The organism is Pseudomonas sp. ASL8 (assembly GCF_056680355.1).
Genome location: NZ_CM155278.1, coordinates 4111977 through 4125996, shown reverse-complemented (window position 1 = coordinate 4125996; position 14020 = coordinate 4111977). Strand labels below are relative to the sequence as shown.

General features: G+C 58.8%; 15 protein-coding genes. 5 read left to right on the top strand and 10 right to left on the bottom strand.

From position 1 onward, the window contains the following. Window positions 1-104: 104 nt before the first annotated feature. Window positions 105-1472: an erythromycin esterase family protein gene (locus tag AC1MEA_RS18925; protein ID WP_480417067.1), complete on the top strand. Its 1368-nt coding sequence runs from the start codon at window positions 105-107 to the stop codon at window positions 1470-1472. A gap of 23 nt (window positions 1473-1495) precedes the next feature. On the opposite strand, the gene AC1MEA_RS18920 is transcribed toward AC1MEA_RS18925, so the two are convergent. The 10 genes from AC1MEA_RS18920 to AC1MEA_RS18875 all read right to left on the bottom strand — a co-directional run bounded on the left by AC1MEA_RS18920 (window position 1496) and on the right by AC1MEA_RS18875 (window position 10491). Further along, window positions 1496-2170 carry a dienelactone hydrolase family protein gene (locus tag AC1MEA_RS18920; RefSeq protein ID WP_480417066.1) on the bottom strand — a complete coding sequence of 225 codons (675 nt, stop codon included), beginning with the start codon at window positions 2168-2170 and terminating at the stop codon, window positions 1496-1498. An 18-nt stretch (window positions 2171-2188) separates the two neighbouring features. Further along, complete coding sequence (locus AC1MEA_RS18915; protein WP_480417065.1) at window positions 2189-2872, bottom strand: phosphoribosyltransferase; 684 nt, start codon at window positions 2870-2872, stop codon at window positions 2189-2191. A 269-nt stretch (window positions 2873-3141) separates the two neighbouring features. Next, on the bottom strand, window positions 3142-4278 hold the full coding sequence (locus AC1MEA_RS18910; RefSeq protein WP_480417064.1) for a dihydrolipoamide acetyltransferase family protein: 1137 nt from the start codon (window positions 4276-4278) through the stop codon (window positions 3142-3144). Between the two features lie 292 nt (window positions 4279-4570). Next, window positions 4571-5461: a universal stress protein gene (locus AC1MEA_RS18905; RefSeq protein ID WP_219059999.1), complete on the bottom strand. Its 891-nt coding sequence runs from the start codon at window positions 5459-5461 to the stop codon at window positions 4571-4573. 259 nt (window positions 5462-5720) lie between these two features. Beyond that, window positions 5721-7337 (bottom strand): chaperonin GroEL, encoded by a 1617-nt coding sequence (gene groL, locus AC1MEA_RS18900; protein ID WP_219060000.1) that lies wholly within the window; start codon window positions 7335-7337, stop codon window positions 5721-5723. A 118-nt stretch (window positions 7338-7455) separates the two neighbouring features. Then, window positions 7456-8439, bottom strand: coding sequence for a zinc-dependent alcohol dehydrogenase family protein (locus tag AC1MEA_RS18895; protein WP_219060001.1), 984 nt, complete (start codon window positions 8437-8439; stop codon window positions 7456-7458). A gap of 48 nt (window positions 8440-8487) precedes the next feature. Continuing rightward, window positions 8488-8973 carry a hypothetical protein gene (locus AC1MEA_RS18890; protein ID WP_219060002.1) on the bottom strand — a complete coding sequence of 162 codons (486 nt, stop codon included), beginning with the start codon at window positions 8971-8973 and terminating at the stop codon, window positions 8488-8490. Window positions 8974-9189: 216 nt separating this feature from the next. Then, entirely contained in the window at window positions 9190-9666 is a 477-nt protein-coding gene (locus tag AC1MEA_RS18885; protein WP_480417063.1) for a hypothetical protein, read from the bottom strand. Between the two features lie 214 nt (window positions 9667-9880). Next, window positions 9881-10180 carry a hypothetical protein gene (locus AC1MEA_RS18880; RefSeq protein ID WP_480417062.1) on the bottom strand — a complete coding sequence of 100 codons (300 nt, stop codon included), beginning with the start codon at window positions 10178-10180 and terminating at the stop codon, window positions 9881-9883. Between the two features lie 95 nt (window positions 10181-10275). Further along, entirely contained in the window at window positions 10276-10491 is a 216-nt protein-coding gene (locus AC1MEA_RS18875) for a DUF3079 domain-containing protein (protein WP_219060005.1), read from the bottom strand. Between the two features lie 375 nt (window positions 10492-10866). Here AC1MEA_RS18875 and AC1MEA_RS18870 point away from each other — a divergent pair, with 375 nt between their 5' ends. Genes AC1MEA_RS18870 through AC1MEA_RS18855 form a run of 4 tightly spaced genes read left to right on the top strand, consistent with a single transcriptional unit; the run spans window position 10867 to window position 14017 of the window. Beyond that, on the top strand, window positions 10867-11397 hold the full coding sequence (locus AC1MEA_RS18870; protein ID WP_480417061.1) for an iron transporter: 531 nt from the start codon (window positions 10867-10869) through the stop codon (window positions 11395-11397). Next, on the top strand, window positions 11398-11775 hold the full coding sequence (locus AC1MEA_RS18865) for a cupredoxin domain-containing protein (protein ID WP_219060007.1): 378 nt from the start codon (window positions 11398-11400) through the stop codon (window positions 11773-11775). 23 nt (window positions 11776-11798) lie between these two features. Beyond that, window positions 11799-12653: an FTR1 family iron permease gene (locus AC1MEA_RS18860; RefSeq protein WP_480417060.1), complete on the top strand. Its 855-nt coding sequence runs from the start codon at window positions 11799-11801 to the stop codon at window positions 12651-12653. After that, the gene (locus AC1MEA_RS18855) at window positions 12641-14017 is read left to right on the top strand and encodes a 4Fe-4S binding protein (RefSeq protein WP_480417059.1); all 1377 of its coding nucleotides are present in this window, start codon (window positions 12641-12643) and stop codon (window positions 14015-14017) included. Before AC1MEA_RS18860 ends, AC1MEA_RS18855 begins: the two co-directional genes overlap by 13 nt. Window positions 14018-14020 lie beyond the last annotated feature (3 nt).

The window sequence follows — 14020 nt, the reverse complement described above, 5'->3', positions numbered from 1 at the left end:
GCGTAGGAATGAGCAAAGAGGCAGCGCCTGAAGCGGAGGATCTACGCACCACTCAAAAAAGAGCGCCGCACGTCGAGTAATCCACACTCACCGGGATGACGGTCATGAACTCACCTTGGCAGAACATACTGAAGACATTCACAGGCCCCCGTGGCAGCGGTACCCAGCCCCCCATTGCCCCCCTGCTACGCCAGTGCGCAGAACCGCTACCCGCACTGGATTCAGAGGACTTCGGCGAAATGTTCGATCGTTACGCCGATGCTCGCGTGGTGATGATCGGTGAAGCCAGCCATGGCACCTCCGATTTTTACCGCACCCGGGCAGCCATCACGAAACGCCTGATTGAACGGCATGGGTTCACTATCGTTGCTGTCGAAGCGGATTGGCCGGACGCGGGCCATGTCGACCGTTATGTTCGCGGGCTGGCGCCCTCCGCCTGGAAACGCCATGTGTTCAGTCGATTCCCGGTCTGGATGTGCCGTAATACCGATGTGCAGACGTTCGCCCGCTGGCTGCATCAGCACAATCATCAGAAGGCGCCCGAACTGCGCGTCGAATTCCGCGGACTGGACGTTTACAGCTTGCGCAATTCCATTCGCGAGGTCTTGAACTACCTGGACCGGGTCGACCCCCAGCTGGCACACGAAGCACGGCGTCGCTATGGCTGCCTGACACCTTGGCAAGATGATCCCGCGCTGTACGGCCACTTTGTCGAACGCGGTGGCGTAATGCCCTGTGAACAACCCGTGGTCGAGCAACTCAACGCCATGCTGGCCGAACAATTGGCCGGGCTTATCAAAGACGACGAAGCATTCTTCAATGCCACGCAAAATGCCACGGTCGTTCAAGCGGCGGAACAATATTACCGCGCCATTTATCGCGGGACGTCAGCCTCCTGGAACCTGCGTGACAGGCACATGTTCGATACCTTGCGCGCGCTGCTCAAGCATCGAGGACCTGAAGCCAAGGCCGTGGTGTGGGCGCACAACTCCCATATCGGCAATGCAGCCGCCACGGAAATGGGCTGGGAGGGCCAGTTCAATATCGGCCAACTGTGCCGTACGGCTTATGGACGCGATGTTGTGCTTATCGGCATGAGCACAGACCGTGGCCAAGTGGCCGCAGCCGATGATTGGGACGGCGATATGCGCATCAAGGACGTCCGGCCCTCGCGTGCGGACAGTTGGGAGCATCAGTTTCTTGAAGCCGGCGTCGCCGCGTCATTGACCGACTGGCGCGATCCCCTGCGCGAAGATTTACGCCAGGCGCTGTCCACGCCACTGCTTGAGCGGGCCATCGGTGTGATCTACCGACCTGAAAGCGAGCGCAGCAGCCATTATTTCAAAGCGGTGCTGGCCGAACAATTCGACGCCATGGTCTGGATTGAACAGACGCAAGCAGTGACTGCGATTCCACTGCCGTCAAGCCAAAGCGTGGAACCGGAAGACGACATGTTTCCCTTTGGTGTGTGATCGCTGTCAACGGATGAAAGGCTTCATCGAGACGGCGTTTTTGTTACCGGTGTGCGCAGATGCACTTCAAACCAGTCGCCAGCCAGTCTGGCGACTTCTTCAAGGGTTCCGGGTTCTTCAAACAGGTGGGTGGCGCCCGCAACAACTTCCAGGCGCTGCTCACAGTGCAGGGCATCGGCGCTTTCGCGGTTCATATCGAGCACCTGAAGATCCTCACCACCGACGATCTGTAAGGTCGGCGCCTTTACCCGCGCCAGCGCCGACCCGGCCAGGTCAGTCCGCCCTCCCCGGCTGACCACGGCATGCACCACGTCCGGCCGCTCTACCGCCGCCAACAGCGCGGCCGCGGCCCCGGTGCTCGCCCCGAACAGGCCTATACGCAACGGTCGCAGCTCAGTGCTCCGTTCTATCCAGTCGATCACACCCACCAGCCGTCTGGTCAGCAGCGGGATATCGAAGCGCAGCTCGCGCGTCAGGCGATCCAGGACTTGCTCCTCGTCGGTCAGTAAATCGAACAGCAACGTGCCTAAACCTCGCTCGGACAGGTACTGCGCAACCTGCTGGTTACGCGGGCTTGAACGACTGCTGCCGCTGCCATGAACGAACACCACCAACCCGACAGCGTTTGTCGGCAGGCGCAAATCGGCGGATAAGTCCACGTCCGCCACGTCCAGTTTTCGATACTGCGGCTTAAACATCGGGATTCTCCAGAGGGGTCAGTGTGCTGACTTGGATTCTCTGCCCCAGGCCTGCTGCAACAGGTTGATGACCTCCTCGTCCGAGGTCTGGGAAAAGTCCATGTACCAATTGCCGATTGATAGCAGCCACTCGGGTTCCATCGGGCAAACGACCTCATCCACTTCGCCGCGCAGTACCTCTGCGGTATCAAACGACGCCACCGGTACCGCAACGACGATCCGTAAGGGTTTTTGCAGAAGTACGGCTTGTATCGCCGCCCGCATTGAAGCCCCTGTGGCCAGGCCGTCATCGACCAGAATCACCACCTGATCGTGCAGATCAACTGCAGGACGTGTTCCGCGGTAGACGCGTTCACGACGCAGCAGCTCCGTCGTTTCTCGCCCGACCACCGTCTCGATTGTGCGTTGATCGATATGATTGGTCCGAACGACGTCTTCGTTGAGTATCCGTATGGAGCCGCTGGCAATAGCGCCCATCGCATATTCCTCGTGGGATGGAACCCCGAGCTTGCGGACCAGCATCAAGTCCAGACGGACCTCCAGTGCGGTGGCGATTTCATACGCAACCGGAACCCCGCCACGAGGCAACGCAAGGACAATGACATCGGGCCTTCGACGGTATTTCAGCAGTGGCTCCACCAGGCTTTGGCCAGCAGCAGTCCTGTCACGCAACGTGGTTTGCATAGAGGGATAATGAGTCATTTGACAACCTCCTATAGGTGGTATGCCTCGTCAAATAGCGCCGGACGGTTCTTGGCTGACTAGTCTGCCTTGCCCGGCCCGCCGACCGATAACTGCACTTCAGCTTGTACCGCGTGATCCCCTGTTACTTTGACTTTCATCAACTCCGGACCAATGGATGCTCAGCGCCTGATACCCCGCGTTGCGCCAGATAAGTGACAAGCGCATCCAGCGTACTCGGCTGAGGATGAGTTGCAGGTCCAATGTCTACTCCTCACAAGTTCTCGGGCTCAAAGATTCTCTGGCGTTTGCAATACGCGACGAACTTCGCCCAGAAAGCGTGCGCCATAGTGGCCATCGCTGGCACGGTGGTCGGCCGCCAGACTGGCGACAACGGTGGGCATCACACACAGCTGGCCGTCCCGAACCCAAGGCCGCTCGCAGATGCGACCAAAGCCGATCAACGCCACTTGGGGTGGATAGATCACGCCCAGCACACTGTCCACACCCTGGTCGCCGAGTTGCGTGACCGTCACGCTTGCGTCGCTCAGCTCAGAACTGCGCAGGGAGCCATTGCGCGCGCGTTCCACCAGACTGGCGAGTTCACTCATCACCTGTGTCAGTGGCTTATCGGCGACATCGTGCAGTGCGGGAGCGACCAGACCACCTTGGCGCAGGGTGATCGCTACGCCCAGATGAATCCCGGTTGCCGGCTGGAAAGCGTTGTTCTGCCAGAAACCACTGAGCTGCGGCAGCTCACGCAGGGCTACGGCAACAGCCTTGAGCAGCAAGGCACTGGGCAACACGCGTTGCTGCGGCTTGCTTTGAGCATTGTGTGCCTGCAGCCAAGCCATGGCATTCCCCAAGGGTATGGTCTCAAACAGGTAGTAGTGGGGAATTTCACGTTTGGAGCGGCTCATGGCCACTGCAATGGCGTGCCGCATGGCCCGATTGCGGTCGCTCGGCGCAGCCTGACGGCCCGCCTCCTCAACGTCCTCCAGGGTGACCACGCCCTGGGGACCGCTGCCTTTCAATTCATCAACGTTGATACTCAGTTCGGCCGCTCGCTTGCGCCCCGCCGGTGATACCCGTGGACGGCTGGCAGGCGCCATTGCGCCCTCAATCAGCTCGGTGACGAGCATTTCAACAGGCTCAGGCGTCTGTGTGGGTCGCACGCTCGGCAGGGTCTCCCCTGGCTCCAGTAACGTGGCAATCGGTGTCCCTACCGGAACCGTGGTGCCGACGCCAATAAGCAATTCAAAGACCGTGCCCTCGTGCCAGCACTCCACCTCCACGGCGGCCTTGGCGGTATCGACGACAGCGATCACTTGTCCACGATGGACATTGTCGCCGGGATGGATCTTCCACTCCAGCAAGGTGCCTTCGTCCATATCGGCACCCAGGGATGGCAGGTCGAATTCGATCATGATGGGTACTCCCGCCCCGGATCAGCTATTGCAGTCATGGTCATGGCCCTCGGCACAAGCTCTGTACGGCGGCAACAATCGTCGACACTTGAGGCAGCGCCCAGTGCTTTCAGGACTTCAAGTGGCTTGCCGTTCAACAGCGCCCGTTGCCCAGCCTGGTAGGTGGCCCGGCGGGCCCGAACGACCGCCAACATGAAAGGTTCCGGCCCACAACACAGCACGGTGTCGGGTTGCCCGACGCGAAACAGCTCGTCGAAATGCTCGGGACACCGTGCATCAACGTTGGCCCGACCTAAACCGCGAGAATGCTGCAGGACGTCTGGTACAAAATATGTTCGGTCGTACTGCCGATCAACTTCTCCAACCCGTGGCGGTGGATTCGCCCCATCACGATGACATCCACCTGATGTTGGCTGGCGAATTCGGCGAGCACCGAGACCGGTTGACCGAGGATGAAATGCCGCCGATCAGGTGGCACACCGTAGTGGTCCGCAAGCGTGAGAAAAGACTTCTCCAGCACGTTTCGCAGTTCCTTGGTCAGGTTCGTCAGCGCCAGGCCGCCACCGCCCGCATCGCCCAGATAGACCGAGGACACGTCATAGGCGTGCAGCAGGTGCAGTTCCGCGTCGCACTGGAGCGCCAGGCTGTTCGCTTCCTGAATAATCCGGTCATTGAGCCCGCTTTCCTGCAACTCGGGCCGTGATGGGTCAACGGCGGCGACGATCTTGTGCGGCAACGTATGACCGCTCGCACCGACCAGGTAGACTGGGACAGGGCACTCACGAATCAGGTGCCAATCCATCGGAGTGATGAAGGCACGCTTGATAGCCGGTTCATGCTGCACGTCCTTGATCAGCAGGTCAGGCTGCATTTTCGTGACGTGCTGGAGGATTTCGTACTCTGTGTCGTCAGCCCATGTCACCTCGGTCATGACGTTAATGCCCCTGACGCGCATTCTTGCGGCTTCATCCTTGAGCCATTCACTGTGATCCTTGAAGTAACTGTCGCGGACCTTCTCCTGAATGTTCTTTTCGAGCAATAAAAGGGTTTCTACGGGTTTTATCAACGCTACGATATGCAAGGTCGCGCCACTGGCCTTGGCCAACGCAGCAGCACGGTTTATCGCAGGGGAGTGGCGCAACGCCGGGTTGATGATCAGCAACAGCTGTTGATACTGGCTCATGGTCTGCCTCCAGAAAGAGTGGGCTTCGACGCCTGCCGCTGATCAATCACCTGTTGTCAGCCCATACGCCAATGCCGGATTGAGTACCCGCACGGGTCCACACTGCTCCCATGCAATGCCGGTGAACTTGATTTACATCAAATTCCTTCCTTGGGTTCTCAAGACGCCCGCCGTGCCCGGGCGCTTGCAAATACTCGACGTTGTCTGTGACAGAACAACACCGGGTTATGGGCCGATCAACCGTACGGGAAGGCCTGGATCATCCAGGGTATGGAGGTTCAGGCGGCGTATCCTTTTCCGGAATCTCGGTCATGGTCGCCTCGGTCAGTAGCAGGATGCTGGCGACCGAGACGGCGTTTTCCAGTGCAATACGCACGACTTTTGTCGGATCAATGATCCCGGCTTCATACATATCCACGTAACAATTGGCCGACGCGTCGAAGCCGACATTTCCCGGCTCCGCGAGCATCCGTGCGACGACGACCCCAGCGTCCACCGCCGAATTTTCCGCGATGACTCGGGCGGGTGCTTCCAAAGCACGGCGAAGAATCTGTAACCCGGTTTTTACATCACCCTCATAGAGGGCCTCTTCTGCCGCAATAATCGGCACGGCCTTGAGCAGTGCCAGGCCGCCACCGGGGACGGTGCCTTCGGCAATCGCCGCCTTGGTTGCTGAAATGGCGTCGTCCAGAGCATCCTTGCGCGCCTTCATTTCCGCTTCGGTGGGTGCACCCACCCGGATCACCGCGACGCCGCCAGACAACTTGGCCAAGCGCTCCAGCAATTTCTCACGATCATAATCGCTGGTCGTCGCGTCGACTTGCTGGCGGATCTGTTGCAGCCGGGTTTCAATCGCCTTGTGCGTGCCCGCGCCACCAATCAGGGTGGTGTTATCTTTTTGCACCACCACGCGATGAGCTCGCCCCAGCTGGCTCAACTCCACGTGCTCCAGGCTAATGCCTAACTCGCTGGAAATTACCGTGGCCCCTGTTAGAACGGCAATATCCTGCAGCATTTCTTTACGGCGATCACCGAAGCCGGGCGCCTTGATCGCCACGGCGCGCAATACGCCGCGGATCTGGTTGACGATCAGAGTGGTCAACGCCTCGCCTTCGATGTCGTCGGCGATCAAGACCAGCGGCTGGCCGCTTTTCGCGATCATTTCAAGCAACGGGATAAGGTCTTTGAGTACGCCAATCTTGTGGTCACAGAGCAACAGGTAGGCATCTTCGAGCTCAACCTGCATCTTGTCGGCATCTGTCACGAAATACGGTGAAACATAACCTCTGTCGAAACGCATCCCCTCGACCACCTCGACCACTGTTTCGGTGGTCTTGGATTCCTCGACGCTGACCACGCCTTCAACACCGACCTTCTCCAGGGCGTTAGCAACCAGCTCGCCAATGGTCGCATCGTTGTGGGCTGAAAGGGTCGCTACCTGGGCCTTTTCCTTGAGCGTGCTGACGGGACGGGATTGCGCAGCCAGTGATTGCACTGCCAGCAACAGGCCTCGGTCCAATCCACGCTTGAGGTCTATGGCACTGGCACCTGCGACCACATTGCGTACACCGTCGGCAAAGATCGCATGGGCCAGCACCGTTGAGGTGCTGGTGCCATCCCCCACCGCTTCACCGGTACGTTCAGCCGCTTGGCGCAACATCTGCGCACCGAGGTTTTCCTCCGGATCCTGCAGGTCCACCTGTTTGGCAATGGTCACCCCATCGTTACAGACGATCGGCGTGCCCCATTTTTTCTGAATCAATACTGATTTCGACTTGGGTCCGAGCGTCACGCGGATGGCGTCCGCGAGTTGAGTCGCGCCACACAGGATTTTTTCGCGGGCGGCGGCGCGGAACAAAATTTTGCTGTGAGCCATCAGGGTGCTCTCCTCTGCTGTCCAGTGACTGACGATGACTTTCAGCCTCTATGAAACAGCTCGCTACCCTTTGACTTTTATCAATAAAGACGCACCCCCCCAGCGCGGTGCCTTTGACTCAGGGCACCAGCACCGCAGCCCCCTCGAACCGGCCTGCACGAAGGTCCGCCAGCGCTTGGTTGGCGTCGGTCAGGGGGTAGCGATGGGTGCGAGTGACGATGCCGATTTTCGGCACCAGTTGCAGGAAATCCAGACCGTCGCGGCGGGTCAGGTTAGCGACTGACAGCAAGGCCCGCTCCTCCCAGAGCAGTGCGTAAGGAAAGCTCGGGATATCGCTCATGTGAATGCCTGCGCACACCACTCGCCCACCCTTGCGCACAGCCTTGAGGGCAAGAGGCACGAGCGCCCCGACCGGAGCAAAAATGATCGCCACATCCAGCAAGTCCGGAGGGGATTGATCCGCATTGCCGGCCCACGTAGCACCCAGCTGTCTGGCGAAGTCCTGTGTGGCGGTATCGCCCGGACGCGTGAAGGCGTATACCGAACGGTCCTGCCATTTGACGACCTGCGCCAGAATGTGTGCCGCAGCGCCGAACCCATACAAACCGACCCGCTCGCCTTCGCCTCCCATCACCAATGCTCGCCAGCCGATCAAACCCGCGCACAGCAGGGGTGCAAGCGACTCATCGCTCCCTGCCTCGCCCAGCGGAAATACATAGTGAGCCTCGGCGATGACCGAAGTCGCAAAGCCGCCATCAAGCGTATAACCGGTAAACAGTGGGCGATCACACAGATTCTCGCGGTGTCCGATGCAATAAGGACACACGCCACAGGTATGGCCCAGCCACGGCACCCCGACACGCTCGCCTATCGACAACCCGATCACGCCAGGGCCAATAGCATCGATCCGTCCTACGATTTCGTGGCCCGGAATGATAGGGAGGTGCGGATCGGGCAACTCTCCGTCGACGACATGCAGGTCGGTGCGACACACACCACATGCGGTTACCTTGATCCGTATCTGACCCTGACCGGGTTGCCGGTCCGGAAGCTCGGTCCATTCCAGAGCTGAACCTGGCGTTTTCAACACCATAGCGTGCATCGGGTTACCTCGACGGTCCTTTAACCTGCGTTATTGCGTGAGGTGCACTCAGTGGCCCAGCACCGTCTGCGCCTCGGCGATTTCAGCCGTCGTGCCGTGCACCATCAACAGGTATTTGTCAGCCTTGAGGGCGGTCTCGTATTTGATGATTTCGTCATTGGACACACCGACCCGGGACAAGGCCGCGCCCAACGCCGAAAGCCCCCCGACCACCAAGGCGCCCTCCAGTGCTCCCACCAGCAATGAAACCACCGGCCCGGCCAAGGCAACGACCCCCAGACCCGGCAGGAGGAAAACCGCGGGACCGATCAGCATGCCCCAGATGCTCCCCCAAAAAGCACCGATTCCACCCCAGGTTTTCACGCGATCCCCCAACGTATAGAAACCTACCGGGTGCTCCTCGCTGTGATAACCCTTGCCGACGAGAGACAGTTTCTTGACGTCGAAACCGGACTTGCTCAAAAGGCGAATAGCCTCTTCCGCATCGGCGTGGCTGTCAAAAATATACACCGATGGATTGCTCGATGCTGTCATGGTGACCCCCTTACATGGACTCGATTGAACAGAGACTGTGAGGGTCCAAAGCACTCGACCCCTTGGGTGAGCCAGCCAGCGATGACGTGCATGCACGACGTTTCGCATGGGGCTGGCTTTGGGCGAGATTACGCCGCGAGCAATGGAGTGGACTTGATAAAAATCAGAAAGACGGCTTGTCTCGCCCCAACAGGCGCTAACCCAAGTGACCTGATGTCAGGCGCTGGTATTGACCAACGAACCCGAAGCACTGCCGCTTGCACTCTTGACAGCCTGTGCCAATGCACTGGTAGCTGCCACCAACTGGCTGTTGGTCGCCGCCACCTGAGACTGTGCCTGAGCGACTGCCGCTGCCTTGGCGTCTGAAGACGCGTTGCCTTTTTGTGCCGCAGCGAGAGCCTTCATTTGTACTTCCAGCTGCTTTTGCAACTGGGCAATCTGCTTTTTCAGTTGTTTCACAATGTCAGATTCAGTGCTGCTGCTACTGCTACTGCTTGCACCGGTGCCGCCGGCCTTAGTGGCGCCTTTGGCCGCAGTGCCGCTCGAGGCTGATGCTGATGCTGATGCTGATGCTGATGCTGATGCTGTAGCGCCGCTTTTGTCGGTTGATTCGCTGCTATCAGCAGAAGACGTCTTGGCGGTGCCGGTAGTCGCTGTCGCATAGTTGATCGTTACGCTGCTGATACTGACCATTACGTCTCAACTTTATAAAAGGGGTTACGTGCGTATCGGCACAATCCTGGAAATATTTAGAAATGTCTGATCTTCTGAACACTCTATTGCGCCTGCAAAAACACCTCGCGATCAACCCACTCCACAACGAGACACTGCCCCACAGCACCCTGCCCCACCCTCGCCTAATGTGCTGAATACGGAGAACAGGGCAGAGGCGAAAAATCAGGCTTGTCTACTGCTCATCAATGATCACCTGAGCTTTCTTCGCCGCGGCGGTCGCGTATTCGTAGCAAATCCAGAAGTCATGTTCGTTGACCGAATTTAAGCCCTCAAGATTCTCCAGGCATCTCGTCAGGGCGTGTTTTATGCGCCCGTCATCGAAAACGATGCGTGCAGCCTCCTCGCCATCTTCTGAGCGAATCACTTCCTCAAGTTGGGTTATTTGCTTGATCTTGTCCCGGAGGACGTCCTTGGCGGAAGAGTCTCGCCCTGTAATTTTCGTCCATTGATGGTCAACCAGTTTGTCTTTCATCAGATCTCCTCAATCCAGCCCGATGCCGGAAGCTAATGAAATAGTCCATAACCACCCCTGGCGCCAGTCGACGCGACAGCCGCCATCATCTGCACTCAGCTACGCGAATCATCCGACGGTTTATCTGTCGCGATTAACGGGTCGATGCCCCAGTCACCGTGTAAATACCAATCGTCTCCGATCATCTCCGCCGGATGCATTGTGCGATCAGAACCGTTCCCGCACGCCATGGAACTTGTCGGACAGTATCTGTCGCACCCCCAGCAAATGCGCTCGGGGTGTTTCGGGTGGATGGGAAAATTCTTGGCCATGCCTATCCCCAGATAACGTTTAGGAGTGCCTCCAACCTAGAGCGCCTGGGCGAAAATGCACTTGATACAAATCAAGAACCACGAATTAAGATTCGTGCGTCACACCGTGACACTGACGAAGCTAAGCTTCCCTGTAGTGAAGGGGCTCGCAGGATGGTCAGCGTCAGCGATTCGCCGAGACCGGGTTTCACCCAGCACCCGCTGACGGTTTATGCGGCCTCCCAGATGTTCGACAGCGTCGACCGCGCCGTGCGTTTTCGAAAACTCTCCGTTTTATAAACCCGATCGCTCCAAAAATTGACGCTAATCATTATTATTCGCAAGAAAGCTTCCTAGACTAGGGCCCTTACTCCTCAGTGCCCTCAGGAAGACCTCATGCGCGTCCCCTTTTCGCTGTCATTCGCCCTGCTCTTGCTTGCACCGCTTGCCCACGCCAAGGAATACCCGATCGGGGAACCTCAGTCATGCCCAGGTCTGGAAGTCGGAGCGGTGTACTTGCAACCGATCGAAATGGCACCTGCCGGAATGATGCGGGCCACTGCGGACTCCGATGTTCACCTGGAAGCCGATATTCGGGCCACCGCTGACAATCGCCAAGGCTTTCAGGAAGGCAGTTTCGTGCCCTACCTCAACGTCTCTTTCAATCTGAAAAAAAAGGGTAGCGAGTCGGAAATCAACGGTGACTTCCATGCGATGGTGGCCAATGACGGTCCGCACTATGGCGACAATGTAAAGCTGCTCGGCCCTGGCAAATACCAACTGACTTTCACCGTTCTGCCACCCAGCGGTCATGCGTCCCTCGGGCGTCATACCGACAAGGAAACAGGTGTGGAGCCCTGGTTTGAACGCTGCGAACTGCACTACACGTTCATCTATGCCGGCATTGGCAAAAAAGGTGGCTATTGAATGAACCGCCTGCCGCCTGCGCCGCGTGGCCCAGGGAGGTTCGCCCGGATTCGCCCGTACGTTGCCTGGTTGATTCTGGTCTGGACGGGCACGCCATTGACTGCCTACGCCGAGTTACCCAGCTACGAACTGAGCCTGAACGACGGACACTTTACCCCCGCCTTGTTGGAGGTGCCTGCCGGACAGCGCTTCAAGATCGTTCTGAAAAACATTGGTAACGGTCCGGCAGAATTCGAGAGCACGCCGTTGCGAGTTGAAAAGGTCCTGTCACCGGGGGTGACAACCTTCGTCGTCATTCACCCCCTCAGACCCGGTCACTATCCGTTCTTCGACGAGTTCAATCCGCAATTACCAGAGGGCGGCATCCTCGCCAAGTAGCCAGGGCGCGCACGGAGTTTTTCATGAATCAATCAATGTTCATCGTCTGGCGTGAAAGCGTCGAGGCGCTGCTGGTGATCGGCATTCTCCAGGCCTGGGTCAGCCAACAAAGCCAAGGCAATCGCCTGGCCAGATACTTATGGACCGGGGTCACTCTGGGAGTGTTGCTGTCGGGGTTGTTGGCGGCGCTGATTCTGTTTGCCGGAGAAGCCATGAGTGGATCGGCCAACGAATGGTTCCAGGCCGCACTGGCATTGATTGCCAGCCTGTTGATCGTGCAAATGGTCAGCTGGATGCACCGTCATGGACGCACCCTCAAACATGATCTACGGCGCCACGCCGATAGCCACCTGGCTCGGCAAGGTGGCCTTGGTCTGTTGCTGCTGGCGATGCTCGCGGTCAGCCGCGAAGGCAGCGAAACCGTGGTGTTCCTCTACGGCGCTGGAGCTCGGTTGCGCGGCCCGCAGCTCGGACTGTTCGCGGTCGGTGGGGTATCGGGACTGGTGCTGGCAACGTTGACCATCGCCCTGCTGCACAGCAGCCGCCGATTCATTTCATGGCACAGGTTCTTTGTGATCAGCGAAACCATTCTGCTCATGCTCGGCGCAGCCTTGTTGGTCAGCGGCACCGAGCGGATCGGCGGCCAACTGCTCGCTATGGATCTGCCTGAAGTGGTTTATAGAGGCGTTGGTGAAGCCCTCTGGGACAGCAGCGAGTTGCTGAGTGACAGCCACGGGCTGGGTGGCTTCCTCGCCGGTTTTACAGGTTACAGGGCGACCCCCAGTTGCCTGACATTACTGGTGTTGGTCAGCTACTGGCTGGCCGTCGGCGGCTGGTTGCAGCAACGCGCTACGGGGAAAATCCCATGCCCGAGCTGAGTCGCCACAATCAGTGGCTCCAGCGCCTGGGTCACGGGATGCGCCACCACGCACCTGTGATTCGCGCCGTGCAATGGGCCGTTGTGCTGTTCTATGCGTTGCTTTTAGTGATACCTGCGATGTTGCCGCTACCGGACAGCCAGGTACGGATCCTCGACAACCTGGCCTTGCTCGCGCAATTTCTGTTCTGGGGCATCTGGTGGCCGTTCGTGCTGTTGTCGATGGTGCTGTTCGGCCGGCTCTGGTGTGGTGTTTTGTGCCCGGAAGGTTCTCTGACCGAATGGGCCAGCCGCTACGGCAAAGGCCTGGGCGTGCCGCGCTGGGTGCGCTGGGGCGGCTGGCCAATGTTGGCGTTTTGCCTGACGACTCTCTACGGCCAATTGATCAGCGTTTATGACTACGCTCAGGCGGCGCTGTTGATTCTGGGGGGGTCGACAGCCGCAGCAGTCGTTGTCGGGTTGCTGTTCGCCCGCGGCAAACGGGTCTGGTGCCGATACCTGTGCCCGGTCAGTGGGGTCTTTGCCCTCCTCGCCCGACTGGCACCCGTGCATTTCAAGGTGGACGAACAACGCTGGATGGAAAATGCCGAACCACGCCTGCCGCCGCCCAATTGCGCGCCCTTGCTCGATATCCGTCGCCTGCAAGGGGCCAGTGACTGCCATGCCTGCGGACGCTGCAGCGGGCAACGCGGCGCAGTTCAGTTGATCGCCCGCTCCAGCAATCAGGAAATTCTTCAATCAACGAAACACAGACTATCGCCCTGGGATGCCCGACTGCTGCTGTTCGGTGTGATCGGTCTGGCCATGGGCGCTTTTCAATGGACCGTCAGCCCGTGGTTCGTCTCCCTCAAACAGCAGCTCGCCGCATGGTTGGTGGAACAGGACCTGCTCTGGCCCTTGCAGGACAACGCCCCCTGGTGGCTACTCACGCATTATCCGCAGCTCAACGACAGCTTCAGTTGGCTAGACGGCTTCAGCATTATTACTTATCTGGTCTTGAGTTCGATGCTGCTGGGGACGGCCTTGCTGATTCTGTTGCGTTTCACCGCGCGACTGGCAGGAAATCCGGCACTGTATTCGCCCCTGGCCCTGACCCTCACCCCCCTTGGTGGCGCCGGACTGTTTCTGGGGCTGTCGGCAACTACCGTAAAATTGCTGCGCTACGAGGGCTTGCTGCTGGAGTGGGTACAGCCGACAAGGGCATCGCTGTTGATGGCGGCGATGGGTTGGAGTTTGTCGCTGGGCTGGAAACTACTGGGCCACGAGCAGGTTTCATTGCCTCGGCGCGTCGCAGGCAGCGGGTGCCTGTTATTGGCTAATGGGTTGGTGGGGTATGGCTGGTGGCTGCAATTCTGGGGTTGGTAGCCG

Coding starts and splice junctions, on each gene's coding strand:
- AC1MEA_RS18925 (WP_480417067.1), top strand. CDS start 105: ATGAACTCACCTTGGCAGAACATACTGAAGACATTCACAGGCCCCCGT.
- AC1MEA_RS18920 (WP_480417066.1), bottom strand. CDS start 2,170: ATGTTTAAGCCGCAGTATCGAAAACTGGACGTGGCGGACGTGGACTTA.
- AC1MEA_RS18915 (WP_480417065.1), bottom strand. CDS start 2,872: ATGACTCATTATCCCTCTATGCAAACCACGTTGCGTGACAGGACTGCT.
- AC1MEA_RS18910 (WP_480417064.1), bottom strand. CDS start 4,278: ATGATCGAATTCGACCTGCCATCCCTGGGTGCCGATATGGACGAAGGC.
- AC1MEA_RS18905 (WP_219059999.1), bottom strand. CDS start 5,461: ATGAGCCAGTATCAACAGCTGTTGCTGATCATCAACCCGGCGTTGCGC.
- groL (WP_219060000.1), bottom strand. CDS start 7,337: ATGGCTCACAGCAAAATTTTGTTCCGCGCCGCCGCCCGCGAAAAAATC.
- AC1MEA_RS18895 (WP_219060001.1), bottom strand. CDS start 8,439: ATGCACGCTATGGTGTTGAAAACGCCAGGTTCAGCTCTGGAATGGACC.
- AC1MEA_RS18890 (WP_219060002.1), bottom strand. CDS start 8,973: ATGACAGCATCGAGCAATCCATCGGTGTATATTTTTGACAGCCACGCC.
- AC1MEA_RS18885 (WP_480417063.1), bottom strand. CDS start 9,666: ATGGTCAGTATCAGCAGCGTAACGATCAACTATGCGACAGCGACTACC.
- AC1MEA_RS18880 (WP_480417062.1), bottom strand. CDS start 10,180: ATGAAAGACAAACTGGTTGACCATCAATGGACGAAAATTACAGGGCGA.
- AC1MEA_RS18875 (WP_219060005.1), bottom strand. CDS start 10,491: ATGGCCAAGAATTTTCCCATCCACCCGAAACACCCCGAGCGCATTTGC.
- AC1MEA_RS18870 (WP_480417061.1), top strand. CDS start 10,867: ATGCGCGTCCCCTTTTCGCTGTCATTCGCCCTGCTCTTGCTTGCACCG.
- AC1MEA_RS18865 (WP_219060007.1), top strand. CDS start 11,398: ATGAACCGCCTGCCGCCTGCGCCGCGTGGCCCAGGGAGGTTCGCCCGG.
- AC1MEA_RS18860 (WP_480417060.1), top strand. CDS start 11,799: ATGAATCAATCAATGTTCATCGTCTGGCGTGAAAGCGTCGAGGCGCTG.
- AC1MEA_RS18855 (WP_480417059.1), top strand. CDS start 12,641: ATGCCCGAGCTGAGTCGCCACAATCAGTGGCTCCAGCGCCTGGGTCAC.